Raw genomic sequence first — 24,604 nt, 5'->3', positions numbered from 1 at the left:
ACCCTATGCAAAAATGATAGGATTCTTACGGCAATCCTGTCAGAAACTACTTCCAAGCTGGTTGAATCCACCAGTGAATCCGCTTCCAGACCGCCTGTATCGAAAGTTTACTTTCCACGCTTAGCGGGCGCACCAAACTTAAATTCTATTCCGGCCTGTTTGAGTATTCCATTGGCTGTGTGGCGGCTTTTAATCTTGGCTGGAACAGTCACTTTTACACGGCCATTACTCCAAATGACATGGTTCTCCCGGGGGTTGCGCTCCACCATGAACCCTTCGTTTTTCAATATTTTGCGAACCTCCTCCCATAATCCGCCATTAATCATGCATATGTGGTCGCCTGAACATACGGGCTATCCTCCCACAACAGAGTAAGTGTCTGCGCTTGACGAGAAGGTAAGGGGCGGTCTACCAGATCCGTATCCTCAGGTGGCGCATCGTGAAATGAGAGACGCAGTGTCACATTGGCTATCTCTGAGTCATTCAATCCATGATTATCACGCAGGAGTATAGGAACCAAACGGAGCAATTCTGACCGCATTTCATCGATAGTGTCTACTTCCAGAACCAATCCACGAAGACTATTTCCATGGACTACCATTCTGCCATCCGGGTAAATGTAGACAGTGGCCATGTATTCGTGTTGATCCATGAATTTGAGTTGATCTTTTAGCGCAAAATAGCAACCTGTGGCGCAACGATCAATTGTACTCCATTGTTGCCCCTTGAACTTTGGTTCTACCACGAATGTTGTGGATAGGGACAAAATTGGTGTCCCACTTCGCTCGGAAATATACAATTAAAGCATATGTCCTTAATCCTCCTGTGGTTACTACACAAGGTTTGGCTAAATACATCATTGAATCACAAATCAACTCCCTTATTTGATAACTGAGAAGATGTCACGCTACTATGCTGAACAACATTGAATTCGAAATTTATGATATCCCGACAGTATGCCGCGCGTGTCCAATCTTGTTGTACACTGAGAGATCTCTATGCAAAACAACTAGGATTTATGGATTCAAATGTGTCCCTTGTTTCAAGGTGAAGTATTTCAATGAAGACAGGCACCCTTAGACTCCATGAAACAACGATCATTCGGTACTTGCTGCCAATTATTGGCTCAAGGGAATTATCTTGTTGAAAACTATTCCCGACTAAGCCCAAATGTATCTGGCAATTCATAATTGGATGAAAGTAGAACCACTTGAAGTGACCGTCAAGCGGTTGGTCAAGTATGGTTATAAGGCTTTGGAAATCCAGGGTGAGCCCTATAAATATGATCCGAGTCAGGTCAAGAAACTTCTGGACGATCATGGGGTGCGGTGTTGGGGAAGTGTGACCTTGATGCTGGATGAGCGCAACCTGCTTGCGAAAGACGAGGGTCAGCGTGCAAAGTCCGTAACCTATGTGAAAGACTGTATCCAAATGGTGGGTGCGCTGGGCGGAGAAGTGATTTCGGTGGTCCCTGGAACCGTCGGCAAAGTGGTCCCGGACTCAACACCGGAAAACGAATGGGATTGGTGCGTTGCCGCACTGAAAGAAATCAACGCCTATGGCCGTGAATGCAGCGTGAAGGTTGGTATTGAGCCGATCAACCGGTTCGAAACCTATTTTGTCAATCGCGGGGCTCAGGCATTGGCTCTTGCGGAAGCAGTGGCCCCAGATTGCGGTGTTTGCCTGGACATCTTTCATATGAACCTGGAAGAAGATGATCCAATCGGGGCAATTTATGAGGCAGGTAGTCGCTTAGTAAACTTTCATGTTGCAGACAATAACCGTATGGCATGCGGTATGGGATCGTTCGACTGGCCAGCGATCATTAAAGCGCTCAGGGATGTTGGCTACGATGGTGCCCTTTCTGTCGAATTTTGCCCTCCTCTTGATCGGACACCAGCCAACCGATTCCCGGGTAGCGTTGACTTGAACCCGGAAGGGATCTCAGACTCCGAGCGTAAGTTTTTAGAAGATCACGGTAGCAGTGTCTTCAGCACCGACTTCTACGAGATGCATGTTCGACGCTCCGCCGAAACCTTACTCCCGCTGATCTGACAGGCTTGCCCATCGCTTCCAGCCCGATACCTTGTCACATGACCCGGTCCACAAACTCGCGGTTGTGGACTGTCACCGGAACATTCATGAGCTCTAAAATGCCGCGGGCCACATGCTCAGATAAGCGTCGAAACGCTTCTTCTCCCTTTTCCTTGGTCGCACGCAGTGGATTGCCAATGACCCCGCTTTCAATAAACTCATGGTGATCCATGGGGAAGTTGAAATACGTGTAGCCCTCGAACTCCACATCAGGCATTCCGTCCTTCTTGGCAAAAGAGCGTGGTAAAAAATCGGGAATATGAGCCTTGGTGAATGCGGCTCTCTCCATTCGAACCAAGTCCTCGTTCCACGCTAGATCTTGCGCAGTCTCCAACTCACTTGCATGCCACCCGGGAGTCTCTTCGGGCGGGTTCTCCATGAGTCCCTTCAGTATGCCGGTGTATCGCTCCATGTACGGCTTTACAAAGCTGATCAGGGCTCCTGTTTCATAGCGAAGCTTTCTCAGGACCGGGTCGACCACCTTGATATTAGAGCCATGACCATTAATGAAAATGATCCTGTTAAATCCGTGATGGATCAAACTGCGGGCAACATCATGCATTACAGCCAATAGCGTAGTACTTCGCACCGTAATGGTACCACGCCCCTCACCTGGCTCATGCATGTGCTGCGGTGAGTACCCCATCCAGATGGGCGGAGTATGCAAGATGCCAATCAGATGAGAGATTCGCTGAGAGATATGCACCGCAGTAATGGTATCCGTATAAATCGGCAAATGGGGGCCATGCTGCTCCAGGCTTGCCACCGGGACTAGAATAATATCCTTGTGCTCGAGATAATTCCGGATATCCGTCATGGTCAAATCCCCCAAATCCCACGACAGAAATTGTGCCCGGAAGTCGTCGTCTCCGTCGGTGAGTTTAGGTAGATGGCTAAGGTCGTTCGGTGATGATGCGATCATGATATTTATGATTCGATTGTTTGGATAAACAAGTCTGCCACGGCTTCCCCAAAAGCGGGGTCGTTCACATGGCATTCGTAGAGTTCTATGGGAATGTCCTTACGTAAATGCTGTTTTAACTCGCCAATGAATCTGGCATCTGCATCGGGATCCCAAAACACGCCCTCCGGCACGTTGGGAATCGATAACCCCTGGAGGGGTATCGCCATTTTGACGGGCCCCTTGGCTGGATTGAGCTTCCGGGCAAAGATTCTCCCCAACTCTGCCATTTCATCGCTGGAAGCTCGAACCAGTACATATTCCGGATTATGGTCATACATGGGGCGATCACTCAACGTGTCCGGCACGGTCCCCGCATTCCAGACACTAAAATCAATACATCCTGGGATGACCACTTGTGGCAACCCGAGGCGACCGATCACCTCTAACCGGTCCGACCCGCCATCGTGAATTCCTCCAACTAGTGGATCATATACCTCGTTGGTCGTAAAGTCAATCACACCGATAAACTGATTCTGCGCCGCCAGCTCTTCCATTGCGGGACCGCCCACGCCATTGGAGTGGAATATCACCGCCTCGTACCCGGCATTTTCCAAGCGAGTCTTCGCAGCCATAACCGCAGTGGTGGTATTGCCAAGCATCGTTATTGCAACATTATGTCCCATCGGTGCAGACAGACCTCGACCGTGCATAACCATCCCTTGCAGCGCTGCAGCAACATTATCAAAAACGCTACAGGCGATGGGGTTTAGGCCTAAAATATCCACCACTGAATGGACAATCATCATATCGCGCGTACCGACCAGTGGCTCAAAAAAATGGTAGCCGGAGGCAATGGGGGACACAAGTATTTTGGGGACGCCAACTGGAAGAACCATCATTGCCGCCGCTCCCATGACAGCTCCTTCCGCGCCACCCATACTCACCGCAGCATCAAGGCGCCCGCTTTGATGCAGCTCCGACATGAGGTTCCTGAGTGATTCCCGCATCAGAGCGACGGCCTTTCCCCGACTACCTGCCGAGCGCATGGCCTCGAGACTAGATCCCGCGTAGGTTGCTGATTTTTCGTGGGGTATATCCGGGACGATGTCCAGCGGCTCCCCAAGAATTCCAGAATCAATCACAATGGTAGATAATCCCAGTGCTTGCAGACGATCACGCAGGTAGGCCATTTCAGGGCCTTTGGTGTCCAATGTACCAATAAGTACGACGGTCTTGGCCATGATCACTACTTCAATAATCGTGCAAACAGCAGCTCATACAAGCACTGAACCTTCAGAGGATACTTGTTTCGAAGGCCGAGTTCGTAGAGTGTTGCGGGATCGTCACACAATAGGGTTTGTGCACCTCGGCTCATGGCATCCTCGAGTCGCGATTCAGTAAGCCGAACTCCTATTTTTGGACGTGTAAACTGGATCGCTGTGCTTCCGACGGGATGAGCACGCTCACGGCTCCAGAATAATTCAAGCGGTGGATGTCCCAAAGTGGCTTCGCAAAGCATGCGTGCACTATCAAAGCGCGCAGGAAGCCGAACCGCATGGGTAGGATCCGCATAGGCAGTGGTATTCTCCGCGGTTTTTCTCGATGGCCTGATCCTGAGATGCCCTTCCCGAATTTGGTCTGCCAGAAAATCAACCAAGTCAATCAGAACAATCTCCTTGGGCCAAGACAGTCCTAACCGTTCCTCATACATCTGGCGAAAGGCGAATAGATCCTGAGGCGAAAGTACCAACAATTTCTTCACGCCGGCCCCCCGCAATTCGTCTATGCATAACCGGGATTGCTGTCGTGCCGTGTCAGGATACCCGAGGGAGCAGGGAATAAACCCACTGTCAAGCCCACAGCCTACAGGGACAGCATCCACTTTGCAAGCAGCAAGCAGGCTCAGGGCTGCTTGCATGGTGCTTGAGGCAAGATTGAAGCCTGCATCTCCTACGAAGAGTCCCCATTCATTCTGTAACGTGGTAGGCCGGTAGGTCCCAAAGGCCGAGTGATTTTTGCGGATCTGATCATGGACCTGTGTGATTGCGGCAGGAGCGAGTCCCTCTGCCGCTACTTCCGCGCGGATTGCAGCAATCGCAGCGGGCAAGGGTTGATCGGTGACACAATGAGCCCGACAATTTCCTCCATCGGGTTCTGCATAGAGAACGTCCAGGGTGCTGGCGTTCCAGGAAAGGTTTCCACGACGTTGCATGGAAGCAACCAAAGCAATGCCATGAGGCGTGAGGGACTCGTTATGTGTCACATGCCCTACAGGTGCCACATGTCTGCACATCAGGCAGAAGCGGCAGTTCTCTATGGCGTTGATGGCTGTATTCATGGGTTCACTAATACCCAAATCCTACTTTGCCAGGATTCATGATCCCGTTTGGATCCAGCGATTTCTTGATCTTCTCCAATAGTGGCCAGGCATCCCCATACTGACGGCGCATGAAACGGGAAAGCTTCAGTCCAACACCGTGATGCTCATTCACCATTCCACCATTTTCCAGCACTGCGGTCATCGCTGTATTCCATACCCGATTATGCAGTCTTACAGCTTCCCGGGCGTCATCGGGAGGATTCTGGATGATGAACCGTGTGTAGACCATCACACCCCAGTGAAACCAGTGGGAAAAATGACCGATGAAGTCGACATCCCATTCTTTGAATCCTTCTTCCACCGCTTTCTTTTCGGCGAAGTAAAGCTTTTCGATTTTATCATAAGTCGTCACGGTCTCCGTGGTCCCGTACATCCAGGGCAGTTTGAGACTTTGAGGTGGATAATAAAAATCGTATCTCTGATTCCACCAGGCTTCTCCAGGTTCTCGCCCAAGGTCCTTCGCTCCGAATTCGTTAATGATCTCCATCGCTTTCCGCTCCTGCAAAGCCGCGATCTCTTCATCACCATCAAAGCCAATGACCATATAGGCACCTTCAAGCTCATACCCTAGGATTTTCTTCACCCGAGAGGCGGTTGAACGAGGATCATACAAGCGAATCACAAAGGGATCTAAACGCCGTGTCATGATCTGGCGGCCAGCCTCGAGTGCCTTTGTCAAGTCATCAAAGAGAACCGCACGAAGGAGGCGACAACTGGGCAGATAGTCCAGTTGCATTGTTGCTTCGGTGATCACTCCAAACGTGCCCTCAGATCCCAGGAAAAGACGATAAAAGTCAGGCCCTGCCGCGTGTTGAGGCACAATCGGTGTCCGTAAAATGTGGCCGTCAGGTAAAACCACCTGCATTCGCAGCACAAGGTCTTCTGCCTTCCCATACTTGTTGCTAATAGTCCCTGTCCCACGCGGAGCCAAATACCCTCCAAGTGTGGCGCAATTTGCCGATGCGGGATAGTGTGGAAGCATAAGCCCTTTCTCGTTCACCGCCCATTCCAGTTGCTTGCCATTGATGCCGGCTTCTGCCGTGACCGTGAGAGATTTTTCGTCAATCTCGATAATCCGGTTCATCCGCTTTGTATCCAGAATAATGCCCCCGAATACAGGCAAGGCACCACCTTGAGAACCAGATCCACCTCCCCACGGGATGACTGGAATCCGATAGTTGTTGGCCACCTTAAGAATCTCTGAAATCTCCTCCGCGCTCCCTGGACGCACAATGTAGTCCGGTTTACGCGGGACTTCCCCACGATCAAGCCACATCTGAGGCAGCCAAAACCAGTCCGTTGAATACACGAGTCGGTCAGATTCGTCGGTGGACACATGTGGATCGCCCACGATTTCTACGAGCTCACTACGAATCATCTCGGGCTGCAGTCCTGTCCAATCCATTTTCGCACCAAAGAAGGTTTATTGAGGCCTAATTGAAGTTCGCTCTCTTATTCCTTGCAAGTTCCAAAAGTATGCCGATTCTCATATTATTTGACGCGAGCCTTCTGAGCACCAACTGAATCGTACACTCGTGGAATTTCCTTTTGTTGTTGCATTGAATTTCGAGGTTCCAGAACCATGTTTTTTTGCAAAGTCACGCAATGATCATGCGATAGATTTCGTATAATGAAGGTCTGTAACATCTCGTCACTAAGATACAAATGATTACTTCGTTACACCTACTTTGGGCTTTGGCCTTGACCATTGGACTACCTAGCCAGTCATCCGTGCTCATTGTGTCTGGGCAGAACAATCATGATTGGGAGCGCACTGTGGCACATCTTGAGCGCACGCTCCAGGACGCGGATATATTTTCTGTTCATGTAACCTTGACTCCAGACAAAGAAGCTGATCAAGATGCCTGGGAGGATTGGGATCCTGCATTTGATTCCTATGATGTAGTCCTTTTGGCGTACAATGGAGAATTGTGGCCCGAACGTGTGCGCAAAAGCTTTGAGGAATATGTTTCGGGGGGAGGGAGTGTCTTGGTTCAGCATGCAGCGAACAATGCCTTTCCTGGATGGGACGCCTATGAAGCAATGGTCGGACTTCTATGGAGAGGCAAAGATGCGGGCTATGGGGCCTATTGGGATGAGGAGCAAGGTCTGACCCGCGTAGCTCCCGGAGAAGACCGCGGTGCTGGACACGGGCGATTGCACCACTGGACCATCACGACCCGAGATCCCGAACACTCAATCATGGCCGGATTACCAGAGATGTGGCTGCACCCTTTTGATGAACTCTATCATGGTCAGCGCGGCCCGGCCGAAGGGATGAACGTCCTTGCAACGGCATGGAGTGATACAGAATCCGGGGGAACTGGAAGGCACGAACTCATGGTTTGGTGGATCGAATTCGGCGAAGGCAAAGTCTTGACATTCCTACCTGGTCATTTATGGGGTGGACAGGAGGATGATCGCGCGCTTCGGTGCGTGGGATTTCGGACACTGCTTCAGCGCAGCGCAGAATGGTTGGCAACCGGCGAGGTCACCCTACCTGTACCCGAGAATTTCCCGACGGCAGAGCAAATCGAGGTAGTTAGCGAATAATTCCAAGCTGATTCGGACCTTAGTTTACGAAGGATTTCCCGTTTCTGCTAAAAATCACTCGGAGGATTTTCAACTACTCGCCTATTATGGAAAAGTCCAGATGACGCGACGGGGGCCGGTGGGATTTCGCAACCAAGAATTCAGGTATCACCCTAACTCTATCCATAAGAGACCGGTATCACAGATCGGGACAAGCGCCCCATTTCATAGATATTGACAGGAGTCGTGACTTGAAAAAGAGTCCAATAATAGGATGTTTGATGACCCGATGTGAGTGGGCTATCAAGTCACTCTCCCTTCCTGAAACGAAATTCTTCGCGCAGTTTGGGCAGGTCTATTTGTCCCCAACAACAAGAACTTAGATGGTGTCCTTTGGGAGGAAATGCTCCATGGATCACTTTTATTCCCCTAGTCTCAAGAAATTCAGCTACGGGGACAAAATCTGCATCTGAGGAAACCAGCACGGCTACATCATAATTGTCAACCCATGCCAATTTAATCATATCCGTTGCCATGCGTACATCAACACCCTTCTCCTCAGTTCCACGCATATCGGCACCGCACTCTGGACAAGATTTCGTGATATGATAGCACTGCGGACACTTTGGATGGGCTTTCTTTCTCTTCCTGGGAACCATATGCACGCTTACCCCTGGACGAGTGCCAATCAAGCTTGTCGCCCAATGGTTGCGCTTTCTCCCCTGCTCTGTTGGCCCATAGGATCCGTAAAAATTTAACCCTTGGAACTCTGTTGGGCTCGCGGATTGAATCAAATTCGTCGCGGCTGCCGCAAGTGAGGGGCCGATTTTTGCCCAGTCAGTGTTAAACTCATTGTCTTCGTCACGCATTAAGAGCTCATAATTCCAGTAGTCTAGAAAAACACGAACCCTGCAATACGACCTATCCGATGTCTCAATCTCCATTGTAATGGATTCCCCGCTAAATACACAAGGACGCGTATAGCGTCCTTGGGATTTGATCAGCCGGACCCCGATATAACCCCTTTCTGGGCGGCGGTCCGACGGGTTGGATTTGTTCCAATATATGGTTTGACGATTTATTATGCAACAATGTTTCAGAATCCCCTCTGCGCACATCCAATATTATTTATCGAGCATAATGTAAATCAAGAGCAAAACTCTCAAACTCTCCTTGGTCACAGTCCCTAATGATCCTTCGATATACCCTCCCCGCCCACTTGGAGGACTCTTGAACTGCATAAGCCGCTAAAGCAATTACAAAAATATGCGAAGACATACCGAATTGCTCGGCAAATTGTGCTACCTCGTCAACCAGATTCACGATCCCCTTGGCAATCTCTTCTGGAATTTCCTCAAAGTGGCCTTGGACTAACTCGGGACCTGCAGAATTCCAGTCAACCTGTCTCCCTAACCACACTACGGTATCCCAATTGATACTCGGTGAGGACATTAATGGGCTCTTAATTAGATCTTCTCCAAGCAAGGCGCGAATCTGTTTACCTACACTGACTTCGGGTGCTGCATAAGACTTAGGTTCATCAAATGCCATTCTCCCTGCAGGAGTCGAGTGATATATTCCGGGAGCTGACGCGGATGCATAAGCAACCGTGGAGGGTGTGCCATAAAACTTCACGCCTCGGGACACGGGTAGGGCCTGTTTGATTGTTCTTGGTAGCTCCTCCTGAATCTGAGCATCTTCAGCGACAAGTACAAGACTAGTGAGATGTGTGACTAGTCCAGCCTGAACCGCTATGTTCTCTGCCCATTTCTCCTCTGCACCAGCAAAAGCCAAACTGGCGGCATAGGCAGCCACCGCCTCCGAGAATTCGCCGCTGACTTCGGGATTCTCAGCCTGCTGAGACCAAGATGCCTCAATTGACGCATTATTGTGGGTAGTCTCCACACGTTCTGGTAGCCCCAATTCATCTAAATCACACCGTGCGCCTTGATCGGGTTTTTGCCGCATTCCCTGTATACAGGCCTGAATGGCCTGGTCAACATCTGCCCCAAAACTGAAATGAATATCCCCTCCACTAAGCACAGCCAGATGTCCAACCGTCGCCTCCAAACTCCCTTCTCCCACAAGAACCACAAATATTCGATGTCCAGACTTTGCTATCCGTTGAACATCTAAATCATAGCTCTGACCATCGGTAATCAATAGGATGTCCCTGCCTTCTTCAGAGGCACACACCTGCTCTAATGCACTACCGATGGACGTGCCGCCACGAGGATCCCCTAGACTAGCTAGCAACCTTCTAAATTCCTCTGGATTGTTGCAATTAAATTCACCTACGCGGTCACAATCAGTATCAAACTCCCATAAAGCCAGGCGATCCCCGTCTATCAGTAGCGGTTGCATTTCACGTAAACTGCGAACTACGGCTTCATGTTGAGTTTCCGAGCTATTACCGGAATATGTGCACTTTGCACCCATGGAGCCGGATCTATCTACAAGCACCGCAGCATTCAGGGGTGTCCATTGTTTATTGTGCGGAGATATTTGAAGAGTCACTGGACGACCGTCTCGGCTTACGCCGGTCAGTTCTGAAGAGACTGTGCCGGTCACCTTCAGTTCAATTGGAGCATTGCCAGGAATTTTGGCAAAATAGACCTCCCCCTCAGCATGACATAAATTGCCCCCGGCTAATTCTACACTCTCCGCATCGTGCTGCATGTGAATCGTAGCCTCAGGGACGGGACCACCCACGGTTAGTGTATCCACATCCTCCAATGGAGATATTCCATATACGTCCCCTACTGTAAGAGGAATTCGCAGCTGACCAGAACCATCATGAAACCGTAGTGATTCTGCCCAGCGAGTCGTGGCCGTGACCGTTTTACCGGCACCAAGATTGCCAACTGAAAGAGAATGAATCCCTTTCAGTAACTCTTCATGCAATACAGTTGCCTTGCCCTGATCTATCGCCTCTTCGTATGTCTCAAGTGCCTCCTGCTTTGGTTTTGCCTGAGCATCGTAATGCTTCCCGTCAATCACTGCACTTAAACCAAAGAATGCTGCATGAACAGATACCGGTAGACTCATCACAGCTTCAATCGGACCATCGGTTTTGTTGATATATGTTCTTTTTGCTTTTACAAAAGCCAGACCACCACGAATCGTCACGTGGAAATCTAGTTTTATCAGCGGTGCGTCATTAGTTACCGAGTCACCATGCACCAGATCTGCAAATGGATCATCATGCCGTCTTCGCTCGGGGAAATGCGGAAACTGCAATAAGTCAGCAGTTGGAGTATCAGATGAGGATGTGTTTTTTGTCATTGGAATTCTATTCGTCTTGTTTAGAAAAAATGTGTTCTAGTACTGATTTGATTCGCTCCCCCAACTCATCCATAGAAACATGCTCGGCAATCAGACTTGAGTTAATTGTGAGTGATACACCTGGAATAATTTGGAATGGCACCCCTGTTTGTGCCTCCATTAGTAACCGGATTGAAGCTGGAGAAAAACCTGCCGTACGCAGATGTTGATATCGCTCAATCGCCGATAAATGGGCATCCCCATATACGGCATTGGCCCTGCCTCCCATGGGCGGCGGTACGAAGCCCTCGGCAATCAGATAGCGCACTTGACGGGCTGTGTATCCAGTCTTTTCGGTAAGTTCTCGCATCGTCATATTTCTTTTGACGTACTTTTTGTCAAAAGGTTTCATTCGTGTAAATTTTTATTGCTCCCTTCGTAAATCCCAGATTTGTAGTCGCGTAAAATCAACTACCGGAGGATAGGAGGAATCTAGAATTTCTGGTGTGGGGTAAGTACCGACGATCCTGACTGAACCCCCTCCAACTGCTCACGTTATAGCCTATAGCAGGGTCGTGATGAATATTATTTTCGGCGAAAATTCAAATTGAGCATTTTGTCGAGTAGCCCGGGTAATTCTTACCTCCAGACTACTCAGCACTGGAAAACCAAGGGAGTGTTCTTGTGGTCAGATGCAAAACTCCTTCCTGTCGGCTGACTCCCTGAAATAAACTTGATCAAGAGGTGCATTAAGCTGTCATACGGAGCTATCCTAGGAGACCTTGTGGGTTCGGTTTATGAGTGGGATCGAATCAAGACAAAGGAGTTTGAATTTTTCAAACCTGATTGTTTCTATACCGACGATACGGTATGCACGGCAGCGGTGGCGCACATACTACTAGATGGCCCACCTTCAGCAGCTCAAGCGTTACGTCAATGGTGCCGGAAACATCCAGGCAGAGGTTATGGTGGTATCTTTTCGATTTGGATCGATATTGACGAGATGGACGCGTATGGCAGCTATGGGAACGGAGCGGCGATGAGAGTGTCCCCAGCGGCTTTCCTTAACCGGCACCAATCGATAGAAGAAGCCCTCGTGGCTGCTGACCGGGTAACCTCGGTTACCCATAACCATCCCGAGGGTATCAAGGGAGCGAGGGCGACCACGCACGCCATCTGGCTTGCATTTCAGAAACATGGACCGGAGCATATACGCAAAACCATCGAGCTCGAATACGGATACGATCTTTCCCGAACGGTTGACGAAATCCGACCCGATTATGACTTTGATGAGACCTGCCAGGGAACCGTTCCCCAAGCCATCACATGTGCACTTGAATCAACAAGTTTTGAAGATGCCGTTCGAAACGCAATTTCGCTCGGAGGGGATTCCGATACACTGGCGGCAATAGCCGGGCCGATCGCGGAAGCCCTGCATGGTGTTCCGAAGGATCTTGTGGAAAGAGCAAGGCAATATCTTCCCACAGATATTATTGGTGTGGTCGAGAGACTATACAGCAGCTAGACACGGTCACAAAAAGGCTATACGTAGGTCACTCCCGTTCTGTGCGAATGCCGGAAACATTCTCTTTTGTTTTTCACTCAAGCGCCGATTTTATATCAATTGAGATCTAGTCCTCCACAAAAGAGATTGCAACCCGGAAGTGCTCAAACCTTTGGTACCCTCTACCGACCGTTTTAATCTCTTGAATTTTTCCGTTGATTCGTTCTGCCTTGGCGTTGGACTACGGGTGACAAAGAGCGTTTCAGCCCCCACAAAATGGCCAAGTTAATCTAAGTCCCCGATGCCCTCTTGACCCAACTTAAACGAAGGCAAATTTTTTGAGATGAAGGCATTAAATTTAGGATAAATAAAAATTCAATTTTGAATTGTCCTAAATTCAGGGCATTAAAATGATTAAGCGCGAAATAACACAAAAACTAAAAGAGGCTGCTAAAGCCTTTCCTGTTCTTATAATCACTGGTCCCCGGCAAAGTGGCAAGACAACTTTATGCCAAACCGTGTTTAGTGGTCGTGCATATGTCAATTTGGAAGCCCCAGATCATCGTGCTTTTGCTTTGGAAGATCCCCGCGGATTCCTTGCACAGTTCCCTCAAGGAGCAATCATTGATGAGGTCCAGCGGGCCCCAGATCTGCTCTCGTATTTACAGCGGATCATTGATGATGCCCCTGATGCCGGGAAGTGGATCATTACTGGTTCACAAAATATTCTTTTATCTGGCTCAGTCAGTCAGTCCCTTGCGGGGAGAGCTGCAATTTTCAACCTGCTTCCGCTGACCTGGCAAGAAATTTCAAGATTCCCTCAGCATCCTCAAACCTTGGAAGAGGCCCTTTTTTTTGGCTCTTACCCACGAATTTTTGACTCACGCCTGAACCCCACCGATTGGCTACGAAACTACGTGAGCACCTACGTTGAGCGAGACGTAAGGATGGTCAGCAATATTGGTGATCTTTCCAGGTTTCAGCGTTTCGTGGAACTGTGCGCCGGACGAACTGCTCAATTACTCAACCTCTCGTCGCTCGCTGGAGATTGTGGAATCTCCCAACCAACTGCGAAGGCTTGGTTCAGTGTGCTTGAAGCGAGTTTTATCACCTTTCCGCTGAAGAGCTTTCACGCAAACCTACGCAAAAGACTGGTGAAAATGCCCAAAATACATTTTTATGATACGGGGATGGTTTGTTGGCTGCTGGGTATTCGCTCACCTGAGCAGCTACGTACCTACCCGCTTCGCAGTGCGATCTTTGAAAGCTGGGTGGTTTCGGAGTTTGTCAAACATCAATCAAATCGTGGAGAAACATCAAGAGCACTGTCCTTCTATCGGGACCAGAATGGTGCAGAAGTAGATCTCATCATCGAGACTCCATCCTATCTTCAACTGATCGAAGCGAAATCAACGGCAACGGCCTCCTCAAACCTGTTGACGAACCTCAATCGGGTACGGAAGCACTTTGACGAAACCCCCTTCGAGTGCTCCGCAACAGTGATCTATGGAGGTGATAAGCCGCAGCGCAGAAAAGACGTTGACATCGTCCCCTGGAGAGACATGATATCCGGATAACTTGAAGCGCGGTACCGGGCTTCAACTCCCCATGCGGTTTCCAGTCATGTACAATGATCACTCTGGATCGTCACTCTTTCTTAAACGTGCCAACGCGGACAGATTTGAAAAATTACGGGTCAGATACATGGTGATTGCCAAGAGCAGGAATAGACCAATGCTGCCGGCCAGAAGGGCGTAGTCCTGTAATTGCAAGAGCAGGAAAATGAACGTGTATAGAATGGCCAGGATGCCTGCAGTCAACAGGCCAACGCCGAGTGAGCGATAAATCGCTCTGGCGTAGAGTGCCGCGAGCCCGATCGTTGCGATACTGGAAAGGATATAGGCCAAATCAAATGCCATATGCTCTCCAAGTGCAAGGAGCATCAGAAAGAACAGGACAAGATCCAAACCAACCAGTATATACTGGAATGGGTGTGCCCGCAGACCGATCCGCAACTCAGTCAGAAAAAACGCCAGTAAAGTCAAACCGATCAGCAAGAATCCATAACGGGTAGATCGCTGTGTTTTGCGGTATTGATCGATCGGAGGATAGAGTGAAACACCGAACGCAGAAGAATCCAGCAATGAGTCCTCACTCTCCCCACGCCATGACTGGCCAAATGCTCGGTTTAAGTCCAGAACCTGCCAGCTGGCAGAAAAGCCATCTTCTGTGATCGTTCGTTCATCAGGAAGGAAGGCACCCCGAAAGCTGGGCGAGGGCCAGGAGGAAGAAAGGTCAATCCGAGTTGTCTTGCCTACAGGGATGAACATCAGTTCATCGTTTCCATTAAGCCCAAGGCTGAAGCTGAACTCGCTGGGCTCATTCGCCGTCACTGGAGTGCTGACTCCCGCCGGTGCCAATATGCTTGCCTCCTGCATCCCTGACACGAAGGTCAGAGACGTGTCAGACCAGTTGACCAGGATCTCGTCCTTAATCCCCCGCATATCTGTGATCCCAAGTGCAATAAAGGCCTCCTGCCACCGGATATCGTCTTCGTTAATCGACCATCGGCTAAAGTCCGCTTCCGGGAAGCTTCCACTGATCGTAAGGTCTGCAGAATAAAGGACCGCTTGGTAGATACCCCTGTATCGGATTTCCGGTTCGACGGTACCGGTGATCGTGAGCGAATCTGGGAGAAAAAATGCGTAACGCACGGTTACAGGAGATTCCCCAGACGTGCCACTGACATATTCGGAACTGGAATAGGGGACGACCATCACGGGCCCCAGGAGGGTCTGTTTTTCGCTCCATTCGCTCCCTGTATTGGCCAGAGTCTCCTCACGCCGCTCACTGCGATCAAGGATCAGTTGCCCAACAATTGCAACGGGAATCATCAAGATCAATGTGATCAGAGCGATAGCGACCAGGCGCAACTCGATAGATTTGCCTAGGCGTTCAAGAATTTCGTGTGCCATAAACTTAGGATTGATATTCTTCTATCGGGGGGCAAGAGCAAACCAAATTCCGGTCACCATACGCCTCGTCAATTCTGCGGACTGTGGGCCAAAACTTGTGATCCCTGGTCCAAGGCGCAGGGAATGCCGCCTGTGTTCTAGTATAAGGAAGATCGTATTCATCCGAACATACCAATGCTGTAGTATGCGGTGCCTGTTTAAGAATGTTGCGTTTTTCGTCCTGGACTCCTTCTTCAATTTCTGCTATTTCCGCGCGGATTGAAATCATTGCCTCACAAAAACGATCCAGCTCTGCTTTGGATTCGCTTTCGGTAGGCTCGATCATCATGGTGCCAGCAACGGGCCAGGACATCGTCGGGGCGTGATACCCATAGTCCATCAGGCGCTTCGCGATGTCGACTGCATCAATACCCGCTGTACGTTTCAGTGGTCGCACATCAAGGATGAATTCATGGGCTACATGCCCATTCCGGCCGCGAAACAGGACCTCATAGTGCTCGGATAAACGGTGAGCCAGATAATTGGCATTCAGGATTGCAACTTCCGAGGCGCGCCGGAGTCCATTGGGGCCGAGAAGTGCGATATAGGCCCAACTGATCAGAAGGATACTCGCACTCCCGTACGGGGCCGCCGCGACGGGGCCGATTGCCTGGTCTCCGCCTGTTGGGATGAGGGGATGTCCCGGTAGAAAAGGCGCTAGATGATCGGCAACGCAAATGGGGCCCACACCTGGCCCACCGCCGCCATGTGGGATGGCGAAGGTTTTATGCAGATTCAAATGACACACATCGGCTCCAAAATCTCCAGGCTTACACAGACCTACCTGGGCGTTCATATTCGCACCATCCATATACACCTGCCCCCCATGCACATGCACTATGTCGCAAATTTCACGGATCTGCTCTTCAAACACCCCGTACGTTGTTGGATACGTGATCATGAGCGCCGCCAGATGATCGCTGTGCTGTGAAAGCTTTTTTTTCAGGTCTTCGAAATCAATATCCCCGCTTTTTAGTGTCTTCACGACCACGACTTTCATTCCCGCCATCACAGCACTGGCAGGATTCGTACCATGAGCAGAGTCGGGGACGAGACACACATTTCGGTGTGCCTCCCCTTTACTGGCCAGATAGGCTTGAATGACCAGGAGTCCCGCATACTCACCGCTCGCGCCTGAATTTGGTTGCAGGGACACTGCTGAAAACCCCGTTAACTCACTCAACCATCGCTCAAGATCTGAAAAGATCTCCTGGTAGCCAGTGGCTTGGTCAAGGGGAATAAATGGATGCAGTCCATTATAGTCGGCCCAGCTCACCGCAGCCAATTGCACGGCCGCATTCAGCTTCATCGTACAGGAGCCGAGCGGGATCATGCTGGTCGTCAGGGACAGGTCACGCGCCGCAAGGCGGTGAAGGTAGCGCATCAACTCTGTTTCCGAGCGGTACTGACTGAAAATAGGATGAGTCAAATATGGAGTCACACGGGGCAAGATGCCTTGATAAGACGTTGGCATGGATGTGACCAGTTGTCCAGCGTTGGACGTTCCTGTAATAAACAAGGAAAGCAGGGTGTTGACATGCGCTTCTGTGGTGGTCTCGTTTAGAGAGATACAGACACTGCCATCGGGTAGATACCGTAGGTTGACCCCTTGGGCTTCTGCTTCTTTTTGAAGATCGTCGGGTGGATTCTCAATACAGATCGTATCAAAAAAGTCCTGGTGTCGTAGGCGGTAGCCATTTTTTTGCAGTCCTTTTGCGAGAGCAAGCGTCCACATATGGACACTCTGGGCAATGTTTCTAATTCCCTCCGCACCATGAAAAACGGCATAGGCACCGGCCAGTACAGCAAGCAACACCTGTGCGGTGCAGATATTGCTTGTTGCGCGTGCTCTTTTGATGTGTTGCTCTCGCATCTGCAGAGCCATGCGTAATGCGGGTTTGCCGTCCATATCCACGGTAACACCAATCATGCGCCCAGGAACTTGACGGCGGAAGGCCATTTTTGTGGAAAAGAATGCAGCATGCGGGCCTCCATACCCGAGCGGCACTCCAAATCGCTGAGAGTTACCCACTACTGCATCGGCCCCAAATTGTCCAGGTGCACGGAGTAAAGCCAGGCTAAGTAGATCTGCAGCCACCGCTACGTATGCACCTGCCTGATGGGCTTCTTTACAGATCTCTTCATAGTCGTCAATCACTCCATCTGAAGCCGGGTATTGAACCAGTGCTCCAAACACATCGGAAGTAAATTCAAAAGATGTATGATCGGTAACGACTAAATCTATCCCCAGAGGAATGGATCTTGCCTTCACCACACTGATCGTTTGGGGATGGCAGTTGGTAGAGACGAGAAACTTGTTGCGCTTGCGCGCAAGCCGAAAGAACATCATCATGGCTTCTGCCGCTGCCGTTGCTTCGTCTAATAAAGAAGCATTGGCAATCTCCATACCAGTAAGGTCAATCACAGCAGTCTGAAAGTTTAAAAGCGCTTCCAGACGCCCTTGAGAAATTTCGGCCTGGTAGGGAGTATATTGCGTGTACCAGGATGGATTTTCCAGAACCGAGCGCAAGATCGCCCGTGGGGTGATCGTGTCATGATATCCCATCCCGATATAGGATCGAAAGATCTTGTTGCGGCGCCCAATAGTCCTTAAATCGGAAATCACAACATGCTCTGGACGAGCCTCGGGCACCTCCAGGGGCCGGTTATCCAGAATAGATTCAGGGATTGTTTCGTGAATCAATTCATCCAGTGAATCAAGACCGAGCGCTTCCACCATGCCCTGAACATCTGTCTTTGACGGGCCGATATGGCGGGCGGCAAAACGATCTGCATGTGGTAGATGTGTCGCCATTGCTAATCAGTTATGTGTCGCGAGATAAATAGACCGTGAATTTTCCAAAAATCCAGTTAAGACCGGGTTAGTGACCAAGAGAGAGGAACTTCAACGTCTGATGAGCCGCCTGCTGTTCAGCCTTCTTTTTACTGGTTGCCTGCCCTTTTCCGAGGCGGTCCCCATCGACATAAACATGAATGGTGAAGATGCGGTCGTGTGGAGGACCACTTGCGTCTGTAACAAGGTACTCTGGCTGCGACCAACCCCTTGACTGTACAAATTCCTGAAGCCTGCTTTTATAGTTGTCATCTTTAGTGACGAGCTCCTGCAAATCCACTCGCTCCAAGATGTGCTGATGAATAAAATTTCGGGAATTGGTTATACCACTATCGAGATGAATTGCACCAATGATGGACTCCAGGCAGTCGGCCAGAACGGAATCATTTACGTACCCGCCCTGGGGCTCGACATAGGGATTGAATTCAACGAATTCACCTAACCCAAGATCACGAGCCGTCTTTGCACAGGCGTCTCCGCTTACCAGTTTGGATCGCATATCCGTCAGGAACCCTTCCATTTCCTCCGGAAACCTCTTGTAGAGATACTCTGCGACGACTGCCCCCAGGATTGCGTCCCCCAGAAACTCTAGTCGTTCGTAGGACTGGAGTGGCCCGTATGTCTGATTCCGCTCCACGGAGGGATGTCGCAGTGCCTTTTCAAACAGGGAGAAGTTGTAGATACGGATCCCGAGGACCGCTTCGAGCTTCATCCAACGGGAATGCTTTCTGCGCTGAAGAATGCGCCGCAGTGTTTGACCAAATCGTACGATCATGCAACTACACACTCAAAATGGAGTATCCCTGACGGTTCCTGTCCCTGAAAATAGTTTTCCCGTAGATCATGCCCTGGGTACTCGTTCCGGTCATAGCAATTTTAGCTTCTTTTTCTTACGCGGCCTTCGAAAAATGGATAAAATACAAGAAGGCGCGAATGGACGCGCCGCTCGCAGATGAGTATGTCGCACGGTTAAGTGAGACAGAAGACGCACTTGAAGCGGCACACCGACGCATCGAAAACCTCGAATCAATTGTAGTCTCTCGATTACTTGAGGATCCTTCCAGAAAGGAAACGGTGAATCTGGAAGCATCCGAGATGATCGCACAAAGTGCCAAGGTAGATCGGATATAATTATTCCGCCCATTTCAGGGTGCATTCGTCACAATTGCACTCGTAGGATTGGTCGCGCTCTGGACAGGAAAGTCAGACATGGTGGCAAGGTTGCATTGGAGGAGTTAACCACCTGTCTTGAGGCGACCGAGAACGAGGTGAGCGTGCTCAGGCGCAGGGTTGAAGATCTGAAAACCATCGCAGCCGAAGAAGCCGAACCAGAAAAGCATGCGACGCAACGGTCGACTGATTCTTGCTTTTCGATTGCTCAGGATTTCATAACCGCGGCGGAATATCCCCCTACCTCCTCGTTATGATCCCATTACGTGCTGCCATCATCAAACAAAAAGAGCGACTGGGCGAGGGCAGGATTAATCGTCTAAATAGGTAACACGGTAAATCGCGTTTGCCTTATCGTCGCTGATGAGAATGGATCCATCGGGGAGGGTTTCAACATCTACTGGGCGTCCCCAATCCTCCTGACCATCCAGCCAACCTTCAGCAAAAACCTCCTGACCTGTGGCCATTCCCGCTTCGTCAAAGTGAACCAGTTTAACGCGGTAACCAATTTTCTCCCTGCGATTCCATGACCCATGCTCCGCAATAAACGCCTGGTTTTGATACTCTTCTGGGAACATCGTACCCGTATAGAAATCAATCCCCAGAGGTGCCACATGCGGACCGAGCAATATCGCGGGCGGGGTGAACTCATCTGCTGTACGCCCCTCTCCAAACTCGGGGTCGGGGGTGTCTCCCTGGTGATAGTACGGGTACCCGAAATGTAGCCCCGGCTCCGGCGCGTGATTCAATTCACAGGAGGGCAAATTATCTGTGATGGCGGGATCAGGGCTGATGTTGTCACTTCCGTTATCTGTAATCCACAGCTCGCCTGTCACGGGGTGCCAGTCAAAGCCGACCGTATTTCGAATGCCTCGTGCATACACCTCTCTTTCTGATCCATCTGCATTCATGCGCAGAACCGTGGCAAAAGGGTCTGGCTCCTCACAAACATTGCAAGGAGCGCCTACGGGCACGTACAGCTTTCCGTCTGGGCCGAACGCGATAAATTTCCATCCATGGTGTCGTTCGGTTGGCAGATCATCTACGACGACAACCGGTTCTGGCGGATCCTGAAGCTGGGAGTCAATATCATCATATCGCAGAATACGGCTGACCGCTGCAACATATAGCGATCCGTCCCGATACGCTAGTCCTGTGGGTAACTCAAGATCTTCGGCAATCAGAAACAACCCCTCTGCATGCATGTCGCCATCAGAGTCCACGACTGCATGAACGGTGCCACTTTGGCGCGAACCAACATACAGTACACCGTTTGGGGAGAGTGCCATCTGTCTAGCATTCGGTACGCTGTCCGCGTATACCTCAATCGTAAATCCTTCCGGCAATACAATTTTTTCTAGTGGAAGATGGTCATCCGACCAGTAAAGATGCGTGGCGGTAAGCACCAATGCGGCGGTCACCAACAATGAAATCCTGCGCATGAGACAAGAATTAGTGGTTAATTGATACAGGCAATCTATCGGCGGGTACATTTGATCCAATAGATTTCAACAAATTAAGGAGACGGCAGTAACTTTGCAACATGACTACCATGTCAAATTCATGAAGCTGGGTCCAGACGGCACGCCACAACTCTACGCCTCAGACCTTCAGCGGTTTTCCGCGTGCAAACATATAACTCATCTGGACCTAAGAAAGGCGCGAGGAGAAGATCTTGAAGTTACTCCCGATTCAGAGGATCTAAAGCTCCTCAGCCAGTTGGGGAATGAACATGAACAGAATTACCTGAATTCTCTCAAGCGCGCAGGCAAGACAATTATTTCGATTCAGCAAGGCCCTGATGCGGTTCAAAAAACAGTTGCTGCACTCCATAGAGGGGTTGATGTTATCTATCAGGGTGCACTCCAAGGGCATAATTGGCACGGCTATGTAGATTTTTTGGAACGTGTTGAAAAGCCCTCTGACCTGGGGAGTTATTCCTATGAAGTCGTTGACACGAAGCTGAAACGCACACCCGATCCCAAGCATATCCTGCAACTGGTTGTCTATTCCGACTTACTGGGAAACATTCAGGGACTTCAGCCCGAGTATGGGCACTTACAACTTGGTGGAGGCGACCGATCTACACACAGACTGGATGAATATGCAGACTATGTACGCCAATTGCGAAAGCGATTGACACAGTTTGTAGAGAATCCTGAGGATACCGTCCCAAGGCGATGTCCCGAGTGTGACTTGTGCCGATGGCGCGATAGATGCAACACCCAGTGGGAGAACGAGGACAGCCTCTATATGGTTGCCGGTATTCGAGGGCAGCAGGTGATGCGTTTAGAAAATGCAGGCATCACAACAATGGAGGCGTTGGCGAATCTCAAGAAACATGAGAAGGTGGCCAAGATGGCCCCTGAAACTCTGGGAAACCTTCATACCCAGGCACGACTGCAGATAGGACGACGAAACGGCAGTGGACCTACCTCTCAATTACGACGTCATGTCAAGGGCAAAGGATTTGATCTGTTGCCCAAACCTGATCCAGGAGATCTATTCTATGACATTGAAGGTAATCCACATTATCGTGAAGATGGGGAAGAAGGGCTGGAATATTTACACGGTATCTGGTACCGCAATCAGTTCAAAGCCCTCTGGGCCCACAATCATTCCGAGGAGCATCAGAGACTCCGAGAGCTTTTTGAGTTCTTTCAGCGGCAAATTGAGCAATTCCCCAACGCACATATCTATCACTATGCCCCCTATGAAATGACGGCCCTTCGCCGTCTGACCATCAAGTACAGCTTTGGTGAAGAAATACTGGACGGTTGGCAGCGGGAAAAAAGGTTTGTTGACCTCTATGCTGTTGTTCGTGGAGGTATTTTCGCATCTGAAGAAAATTATTCCCTCAAAAGCCTTGAAGTTTTCTATATGGGAAGCCGGACGGGGAGCGTGACGACTGCATCCGGGTCCATTATCGCATATAATAACTGGCGACTTAAGCGGGATGCAGCAGATCCAACCGCTGCCGATGATCTCAAGGAGCTGGAGCATTATAATCAGGTGGATTGCGAATCTACAGAAAAGCTCCGCAATTGGCTGCTCTATCTGCGTCCTGGACTTATCCAATCCGAACCGGCAGAATTAGGTGAGGCTCAAACCAAGCGATCACTTGAGAAAGCTCAGGCCATCGAAGAATTCAAAGAAAAAATCATTAATTCTTCCATACCTCCCCGATTGAAAAAAGCCCTGATTAACCTCGGGCTCTTTCATTATCGCGAAAAGAAACCGCAGGCTTGGGCCGTGTTTGATGCATCCAAGAAATCTTTTGAGGACCTGATCGAGGATACGGATTGCCTGGCCGGCCTGCGCGTCAGAAAACTGTACCCTGCCAATCGGTCAATCGAGGGCAAGTACTCCTTTCCTCCGCAGTTCACGAAATTATCCGCGGATAAGGATGCTTGTATCGCAGCGTACGATGGGGTGATCAAAACGGTCACAATCCAGGACCTTGATGCAAAAAAGCGTGAAGTGACCCTGAGAATCGGTAGCAAAGCAGCGGAATACCTGACGGATAAATTGGATCTGCTACCCTCCTTCGCAATACGGACGGATGTGATTGAAGGTGCCATTCATAGACTAACCGAGCACATATGCTCAGGGAACACACCACCGGCCGCGAGGGACCTTCTTGATCGGAATACTCCTAATTTGAGTGACCCTTCTGTTTTGAGCAAGGAAAATCTTCCTTCAGTCACTCGGATGCAGCGGGCTGTGAATGCAATGCAATCCACTGTACTGATGGTCCAGGGGCCTCCCGGAACGGGGAAAACCTATGTTTCTGCAAGAGCGATTCTGTCGCTTGTTCGCCAGGGATACCGTGTTGCCGTATCGTCCAACAGCCACGAAGCAATTCGGAATGTATTGACAGGTTGTGTTGATGCTTCCGTAGAACATCCTCCAAGGCCGACAATCGTCCACAAGATCTCCAGTCGAACAAGAATGGCGACCAATCCCCCATACCCGGTCACAACCTCAAATGATAGCCCTTCCCTTTCCAATGCAAGTATTGTCGGCGGAACTGCATGGCTTTTTTGTCGACCTGAGATGGCCAATCAATTCGACTACCTCTTTATTGATGAAGCTGGCCAGGTATCCCTGGCAAACCTGTTCGGGATGTCCCTGAGCGCCAAAAATATTGTGATGATTGGCGATCCTTGTCAGCTGCCACAAGTAATTCAGGCCAGCCATCCAGAACCAGCTAGCCTATCCTGTCTGGAATGGATGCTTGGAGCCAGCCGACTTGTGGAACCGGAGAAAGGTATCTTTCTTGAAGAGACTTGGCGGATGCACCCCAAACTATGCAAGTACATTTCCGAGCAATTCTACGAAGGGCGCCTTCATGCCAACCCGGACACCGTACACCAAGCCGTACTTACACCATCTCTCCCAGAGGCAGGTGCTTATCATGTTCCAGTCACCCACCAAGAGCCTCGTATGCAGCATTGTGAAGAAGAAGGCCAAGCGATCAATTCCGTCATTGGACGTTTACTCAACGGTTCCTGGAGGGATCGTCATCGGGTGACCAATCCGATTAAGCCCAAGGACATTATTGTTGTAGCCCCTTTCAATGCACAGGTAAATATGCTGCGCGAATTACTTCCCGATGCAGTCAGGGTGGGAACAGTAGACAAATTCCAGGGACAGGAAGCTGCCGTAGCCTTGGTCTCAATGACCTCAACATCAGCAGACGATACTCCTCGGGGAATGGGATTTTTACTTTCCAGAAACCGTATTAATGTAGCTTTGAGCCGAGGGAAAGCACTAAGTCTGGTCTTTGCCTCGCCACGGCTCCTGGCATCAAACTGCAAATCAGCCAATCAAATCCGGTTGGTAAACGCCCTTTGTGCCTTAGACACACTTAATCTCAAATTGTAAC

The 24,604-nt window shown here is 50.0% G+C and carries 20 protein-coding genes; 6 read left to right on the top strand and 14 right to left on the bottom strand.

Annotation, left to right across the window (positions count from 1 at the left end; genetic code table 11):
* Positions 1-107 precede the first annotated feature (107 nt).
* Positions 108-326 carry a type II toxin-antitoxin system HicA family toxin gene (locus F4Y64_03470; protein ID MXX96657.1) on the bottom strand — a complete coding sequence of 73 codons (219 nt, stop codon included), beginning with the start codon at positions 324-326 and terminating at the stop codon, positions 108-110.
* Positions 323-652 (bottom strand): DUF1902 domain-containing protein, encoded by a 330-nt coding sequence (locus F4Y64_03465; protein MXX96656.1) that lies wholly within the window; start codon positions 650-652, stop codon positions 323-325. The genes F4Y64_03470 and F4Y64_03465 overlap by 4 nt, the downstream gene beginning before the upstream one ends.
* Before the next feature lie 518 nt (positions 653-1,170).
* On the opposite strand from F4Y64_03465, the gene F4Y64_03460 reads away from it, so the two are divergent.
* Positions 1,171-2,055 (top strand): sugar phosphate isomerase/epimerase, encoded by an 885-nt coding sequence (locus tag F4Y64_03460; protein MXX96655.1) that lies wholly within the window; start codon positions 1,171-1,173, stop codon positions 2,053-2,055.
* A 34-nt stretch (positions 2,056-2,089) separates the two neighbouring features.
* Here the strand turns inward: F4Y64_03460 and F4Y64_03455 are convergent, their stop codons facing one another.
* Genes F4Y64_03455 through F4Y64_03440 form a run of 4 tightly spaced genes read right to left on the bottom strand, consistent with a single transcriptional unit; the run spans position 2,090 to position 6,783 of the window.
* Positions 2,090-3,016 carry a creatininase family protein gene (locus tag F4Y64_03455; protein ID MXX96654.1) on the bottom strand — a complete coding sequence of 309 codons (927 nt, stop codon included), beginning with the start codon at positions 3,014-3,016 and terminating at the stop codon, positions 2,090-2,092.
* Positions 3,017-3,021: 5 nt separating this feature from the next.
* The gene (locus F4Y64_03450) at positions 3,022-4,239 is read right to left on the bottom strand and encodes a UPF0261 family protein (GenBank protein MXX96653.1); all 1,218 of its coding nucleotides are present in this window, start codon (positions 4,237-4,239) and stop codon (positions 3,022-3,024) included.
* Positions 4,240-4,244: 5 nt separating this feature from the next.
* Positions 4,245-5,291, bottom strand: a complete 1,047-nt coding sequence (locus tag F4Y64_03445) for a hypothetical protein (protein ID MXX96652.1) — start codon at positions 5,289-5,291, stop codon at positions 4,245-4,247.
* Between the two features lie 52 nt (positions 5,292-5,343).
* On the bottom strand, positions 5,344-6,783 hold the full coding sequence (locus tag F4Y64_03440; protein ID MXX96651.1) for an FAD-binding oxidoreductase: 1,440 nt from the start codon (positions 6,781-6,783) through the stop codon (positions 5,344-5,346).
* 260 nt (positions 6,784-7,043) lie between these two features.
* Between F4Y64_03440 and F4Y64_03435 the strand changes: the two genes are divergently transcribed.
* Positions 7,044-7,931 carry a ThuA domain-containing protein gene (locus F4Y64_03435; protein MXX96650.1) on the top strand — a complete coding sequence of 296 codons (888 nt, stop codon included), beginning with the start codon at positions 7,044-7,046 and terminating at the stop codon, positions 7,929-7,931.
* A 287-nt stretch (positions 7,932-8,218) separates the two neighbouring features.
* Here F4Y64_03435 and F4Y64_03430 read toward each other — a convergent pair whose 3' ends face one another.
* The 3 genes from F4Y64_03430 to F4Y64_03420 are packed head-to-tail and all read right to left on the bottom strand — an operon-like array spanning position 8,219 to position 11,586.
* A complete protein-coding gene (locus F4Y64_03430) occupies positions 8,219-9,028 on the bottom strand; it encodes an NYN domain-containing protein (protein MXX96649.1) in 810 nt (269 codons plus the stop codon).
* A 10-nt stretch (positions 9,029-9,038) separates the two neighbouring features.
* Complete coding sequence (locus F4Y64_03425) at positions 9,039-11,195, bottom strand: VWA domain-containing protein (protein ID MXX96648.1); 2,157 nt, start codon at positions 11,193-11,195, stop codon at positions 9,039-9,041.
* Positions 11,196-11,202: 7 nt separating this feature from the next.
* Positions 11,203-11,586, bottom strand: coding sequence for a MerR family transcriptional regulator (locus F4Y64_03420; GenBank protein ID MXX96647.1), 384 nt, complete (start codon positions 11,584-11,586; stop codon positions 11,203-11,205).
* Between the two features lie 342 nt (positions 11,587-11,928).
* Between F4Y64_03420 and F4Y64_03415 the strand changes: the two genes are divergently transcribed.
* Positions 11,929-12,699, top strand: a complete 771-nt coding sequence (locus F4Y64_03415) for an ADP-ribosylglycohydrolase family protein (GenBank protein ID MXX96646.1) — start codon at positions 11,929-11,931, stop codon at positions 12,697-12,699.
* Positions 12,700-12,805: 106 nt separating this feature from the next.
* Here F4Y64_03415 and F4Y64_03410 read toward each other — a convergent pair whose 3' ends face one another.
* Positions 12,806-12,898: a transposase gene (locus F4Y64_03410; protein MXX96645.1), complete on the bottom strand. Its 93-nt coding sequence runs from the start codon at positions 12,896-12,898 to the stop codon at positions 12,806-12,808.
* Between the two features lie 190 nt (positions 12,899-13,088).
* Here F4Y64_03410 and F4Y64_03405 point away from each other — a divergent pair, with 190 nt between their 5' ends.
* Positions 13,089-14,255 (top strand): ATP-binding protein, encoded by a 1,167-nt coding sequence (locus F4Y64_03405; protein MXX96644.1) that lies wholly within the window; start codon positions 13,089-13,091, stop codon positions 14,253-14,255.
* Positions 14,256-14,312: 57 nt separating this feature from the next.
* Here F4Y64_03405 and creD read toward each other — a convergent pair whose 3' ends face one another.
* From creD to rnc, 3 genes are all read right to left on the bottom strand, one after another.
* Positions 14,313-15,653 (bottom strand): cell envelope integrity protein CreD, encoded by a 1,341-nt coding sequence (creD, locus tag F4Y64_03400; protein ID MXX96643.1) that lies wholly within the window; start codon positions 15,651-15,653, stop codon positions 14,313-14,315.
* A gap of 4 nt (positions 15,654-15,657) precedes the next feature.
* Positions 15,658-18,507, bottom strand: coding sequence for an aminomethyl-transferring glycine dehydrogenase (gene gcvP, locus F4Y64_03395; GenBank protein MXX96642.1), 2,850 nt, complete (start codon positions 18,505-18,507; stop codon positions 15,658-15,660).
* A 67-nt stretch (positions 18,508-18,574) separates the two neighbouring features.
* Positions 18,575-19,297 (bottom strand): ribonuclease III, encoded by a 723-nt coding sequence (rnc, locus tag F4Y64_03390; protein MXX96641.1) that lies wholly within the window; start codon positions 19,295-19,297, stop codon positions 18,575-18,577.
* Between the two features lie 92 nt (positions 19,298-19,389).
* On the opposite strand from rnc, the gene F4Y64_03385 reads away from it, so the two are divergent.
* Positions 19,390-19,677: a hypothetical protein gene (locus F4Y64_03385; protein MXX96640.1), complete on the top strand. Its 288-nt coding sequence runs from the start codon at positions 19,390-19,392 to the stop codon at positions 19,675-19,677.
* A 350-nt stretch (positions 19,678-20,027) separates the two neighbouring features.
* Here the strand turns inward: F4Y64_03385 and F4Y64_03380 are convergent, their stop codons facing one another.
* A complete protein-coding gene (locus tag F4Y64_03380) occupies positions 20,028-21,158 on the bottom strand; it encodes a sorbosone dehydrogenase family protein (protein ID MXX96639.1) in 1,131 nt (376 codons plus the stop codon).
* A gap of 121 nt (positions 21,159-21,279) precedes the next feature.
* Here F4Y64_03380 and F4Y64_03375 point away from each other — a divergent pair, with 121 nt between their 5' ends.
* Entirely contained in the window at positions 21,280-24,603 is a 3,324-nt protein-coding gene (locus tag F4Y64_03375; GenBank protein ID MXX96638.1) for a TM0106 family RecB-like putative nuclease, read from the top strand.
* The last annotated feature ends 1 nt before the right edge of the window (position 24,604 follow it).

The organism is Rhodothermaceae bacterium, from assembly GCA_009838195.1.
Classification (GTDB): Bacteria; Bacteroidota; Rhodothermia; order Rhodothermales; family Bin80; genus Bin80.
This window is presented reverse-complemented; position numbering and strand designations above follow the sequence as displayed.

Bases quoted from the DNA above. Each gene is read 5' to 3' on its own strand.
- F4Y64_03470 (MXX96657.1), bottom strand. From the start codon at position 326: ATGATTAATGGCGGATTATGGGAGGAGGTTCGCAAAATATTGAAAAAC.
- F4Y64_03465 (MXX96656.1), bottom strand. From the start codon at position 652: ATGGATCAACACGAATACATGGCCACTGTCTACATTTACCCGGATGGC.
- F4Y64_03460 (MXX96655.1), top strand. From the start codon at position 1,171: ATGTATCTGGCAATTCATAATTGGATGAAAGTAGAACCACTTGAAGTG.
- F4Y64_03455 (MXX96654.1), bottom strand. From the start codon at position 3,016: ATGATCGCATCATCACCGAACGACCTTAGCCATCTACCTAAACTCACC.
- F4Y64_03450 (MXX96653.1), bottom strand. From the start codon at position 4,239: ATGGCCAAGACCGTCGTACTTATTGGTACATTGGACACCAAAGGCCCT.
- F4Y64_03445 (MXX96652.1), bottom strand. From the start codon at position 5,291: ATGTGCAGACATGTGGCACCTGTAGGGCATGTGACACATAACGAGTCC.
- F4Y64_03440 (MXX96651.1), bottom strand. From the start codon at position 6,783: ATGGATTGGACAGGACTGCAGCCCGAGATGATTCGTAGTGAGCTCGTA.
- F4Y64_03435 (MXX96650.1), top strand. From the start codon at position 7,044: ATGATTACTTCGTTACACCTACTTTGGGCTTTGGCCTTGACCATTGGA.
- F4Y64_03430 (MXX96649.1), bottom strand. From the start codon at position 9,028: ATGTGCGCAGAGGGGATTCTGAAACATTGTTGCATAATAAATCGTCAA.
- F4Y64_03425 (MXX96648.1), bottom strand. From the start codon at position 11,195: ATGACAAAAAACACATCCTCATCTGATACTCCAACTGCTGACTTATTG.
- F4Y64_03420 (MXX96647.1), bottom strand. From the start codon at position 11,586: ATGAAACCTTTTGACAAAAAGTACGTCAAAAGAAATATGACGATGCGA.
- F4Y64_03405 (MXX96644.1), top strand. From the start codon at position 13,089: ATGATTAAGCGCGAAATAACACAAAAACTAAAAGAGGCTGCTAAAGCC.
- creD (MXX96643.1), bottom strand. From the start codon at position 15,653: ATGGCACACGAAATTCTTGAACGCCTAGGCAAATCTATCGAGTTGCGC.
- gcvP (MXX96642.1), bottom strand. From the start codon at position 18,507: ATGGCGACACATCTACCACATGCAGATCGTTTTGCCGCCCGCCATATC.
- F4Y64_03385 (MXX96640.1), top strand. From the start codon at position 19,390: ATGCCCTGGGTACTCGTTCCGGTCATAGCAATTTTAGCTTCTTTTTCT.
- F4Y64_03380 (MXX96639.1), bottom strand. From the start codon at position 21,158: ATGCGCAGGATTTCATTGTTGGTGACCGCCGCATTGGTGCTTACCGCC.
- F4Y64_03375 (MXX96638.1), top strand. From the start codon at position 21,280: ATGAAGCTGGGTCCAGACGGCACGCCACAACTCTACGCCTCAGACCTT.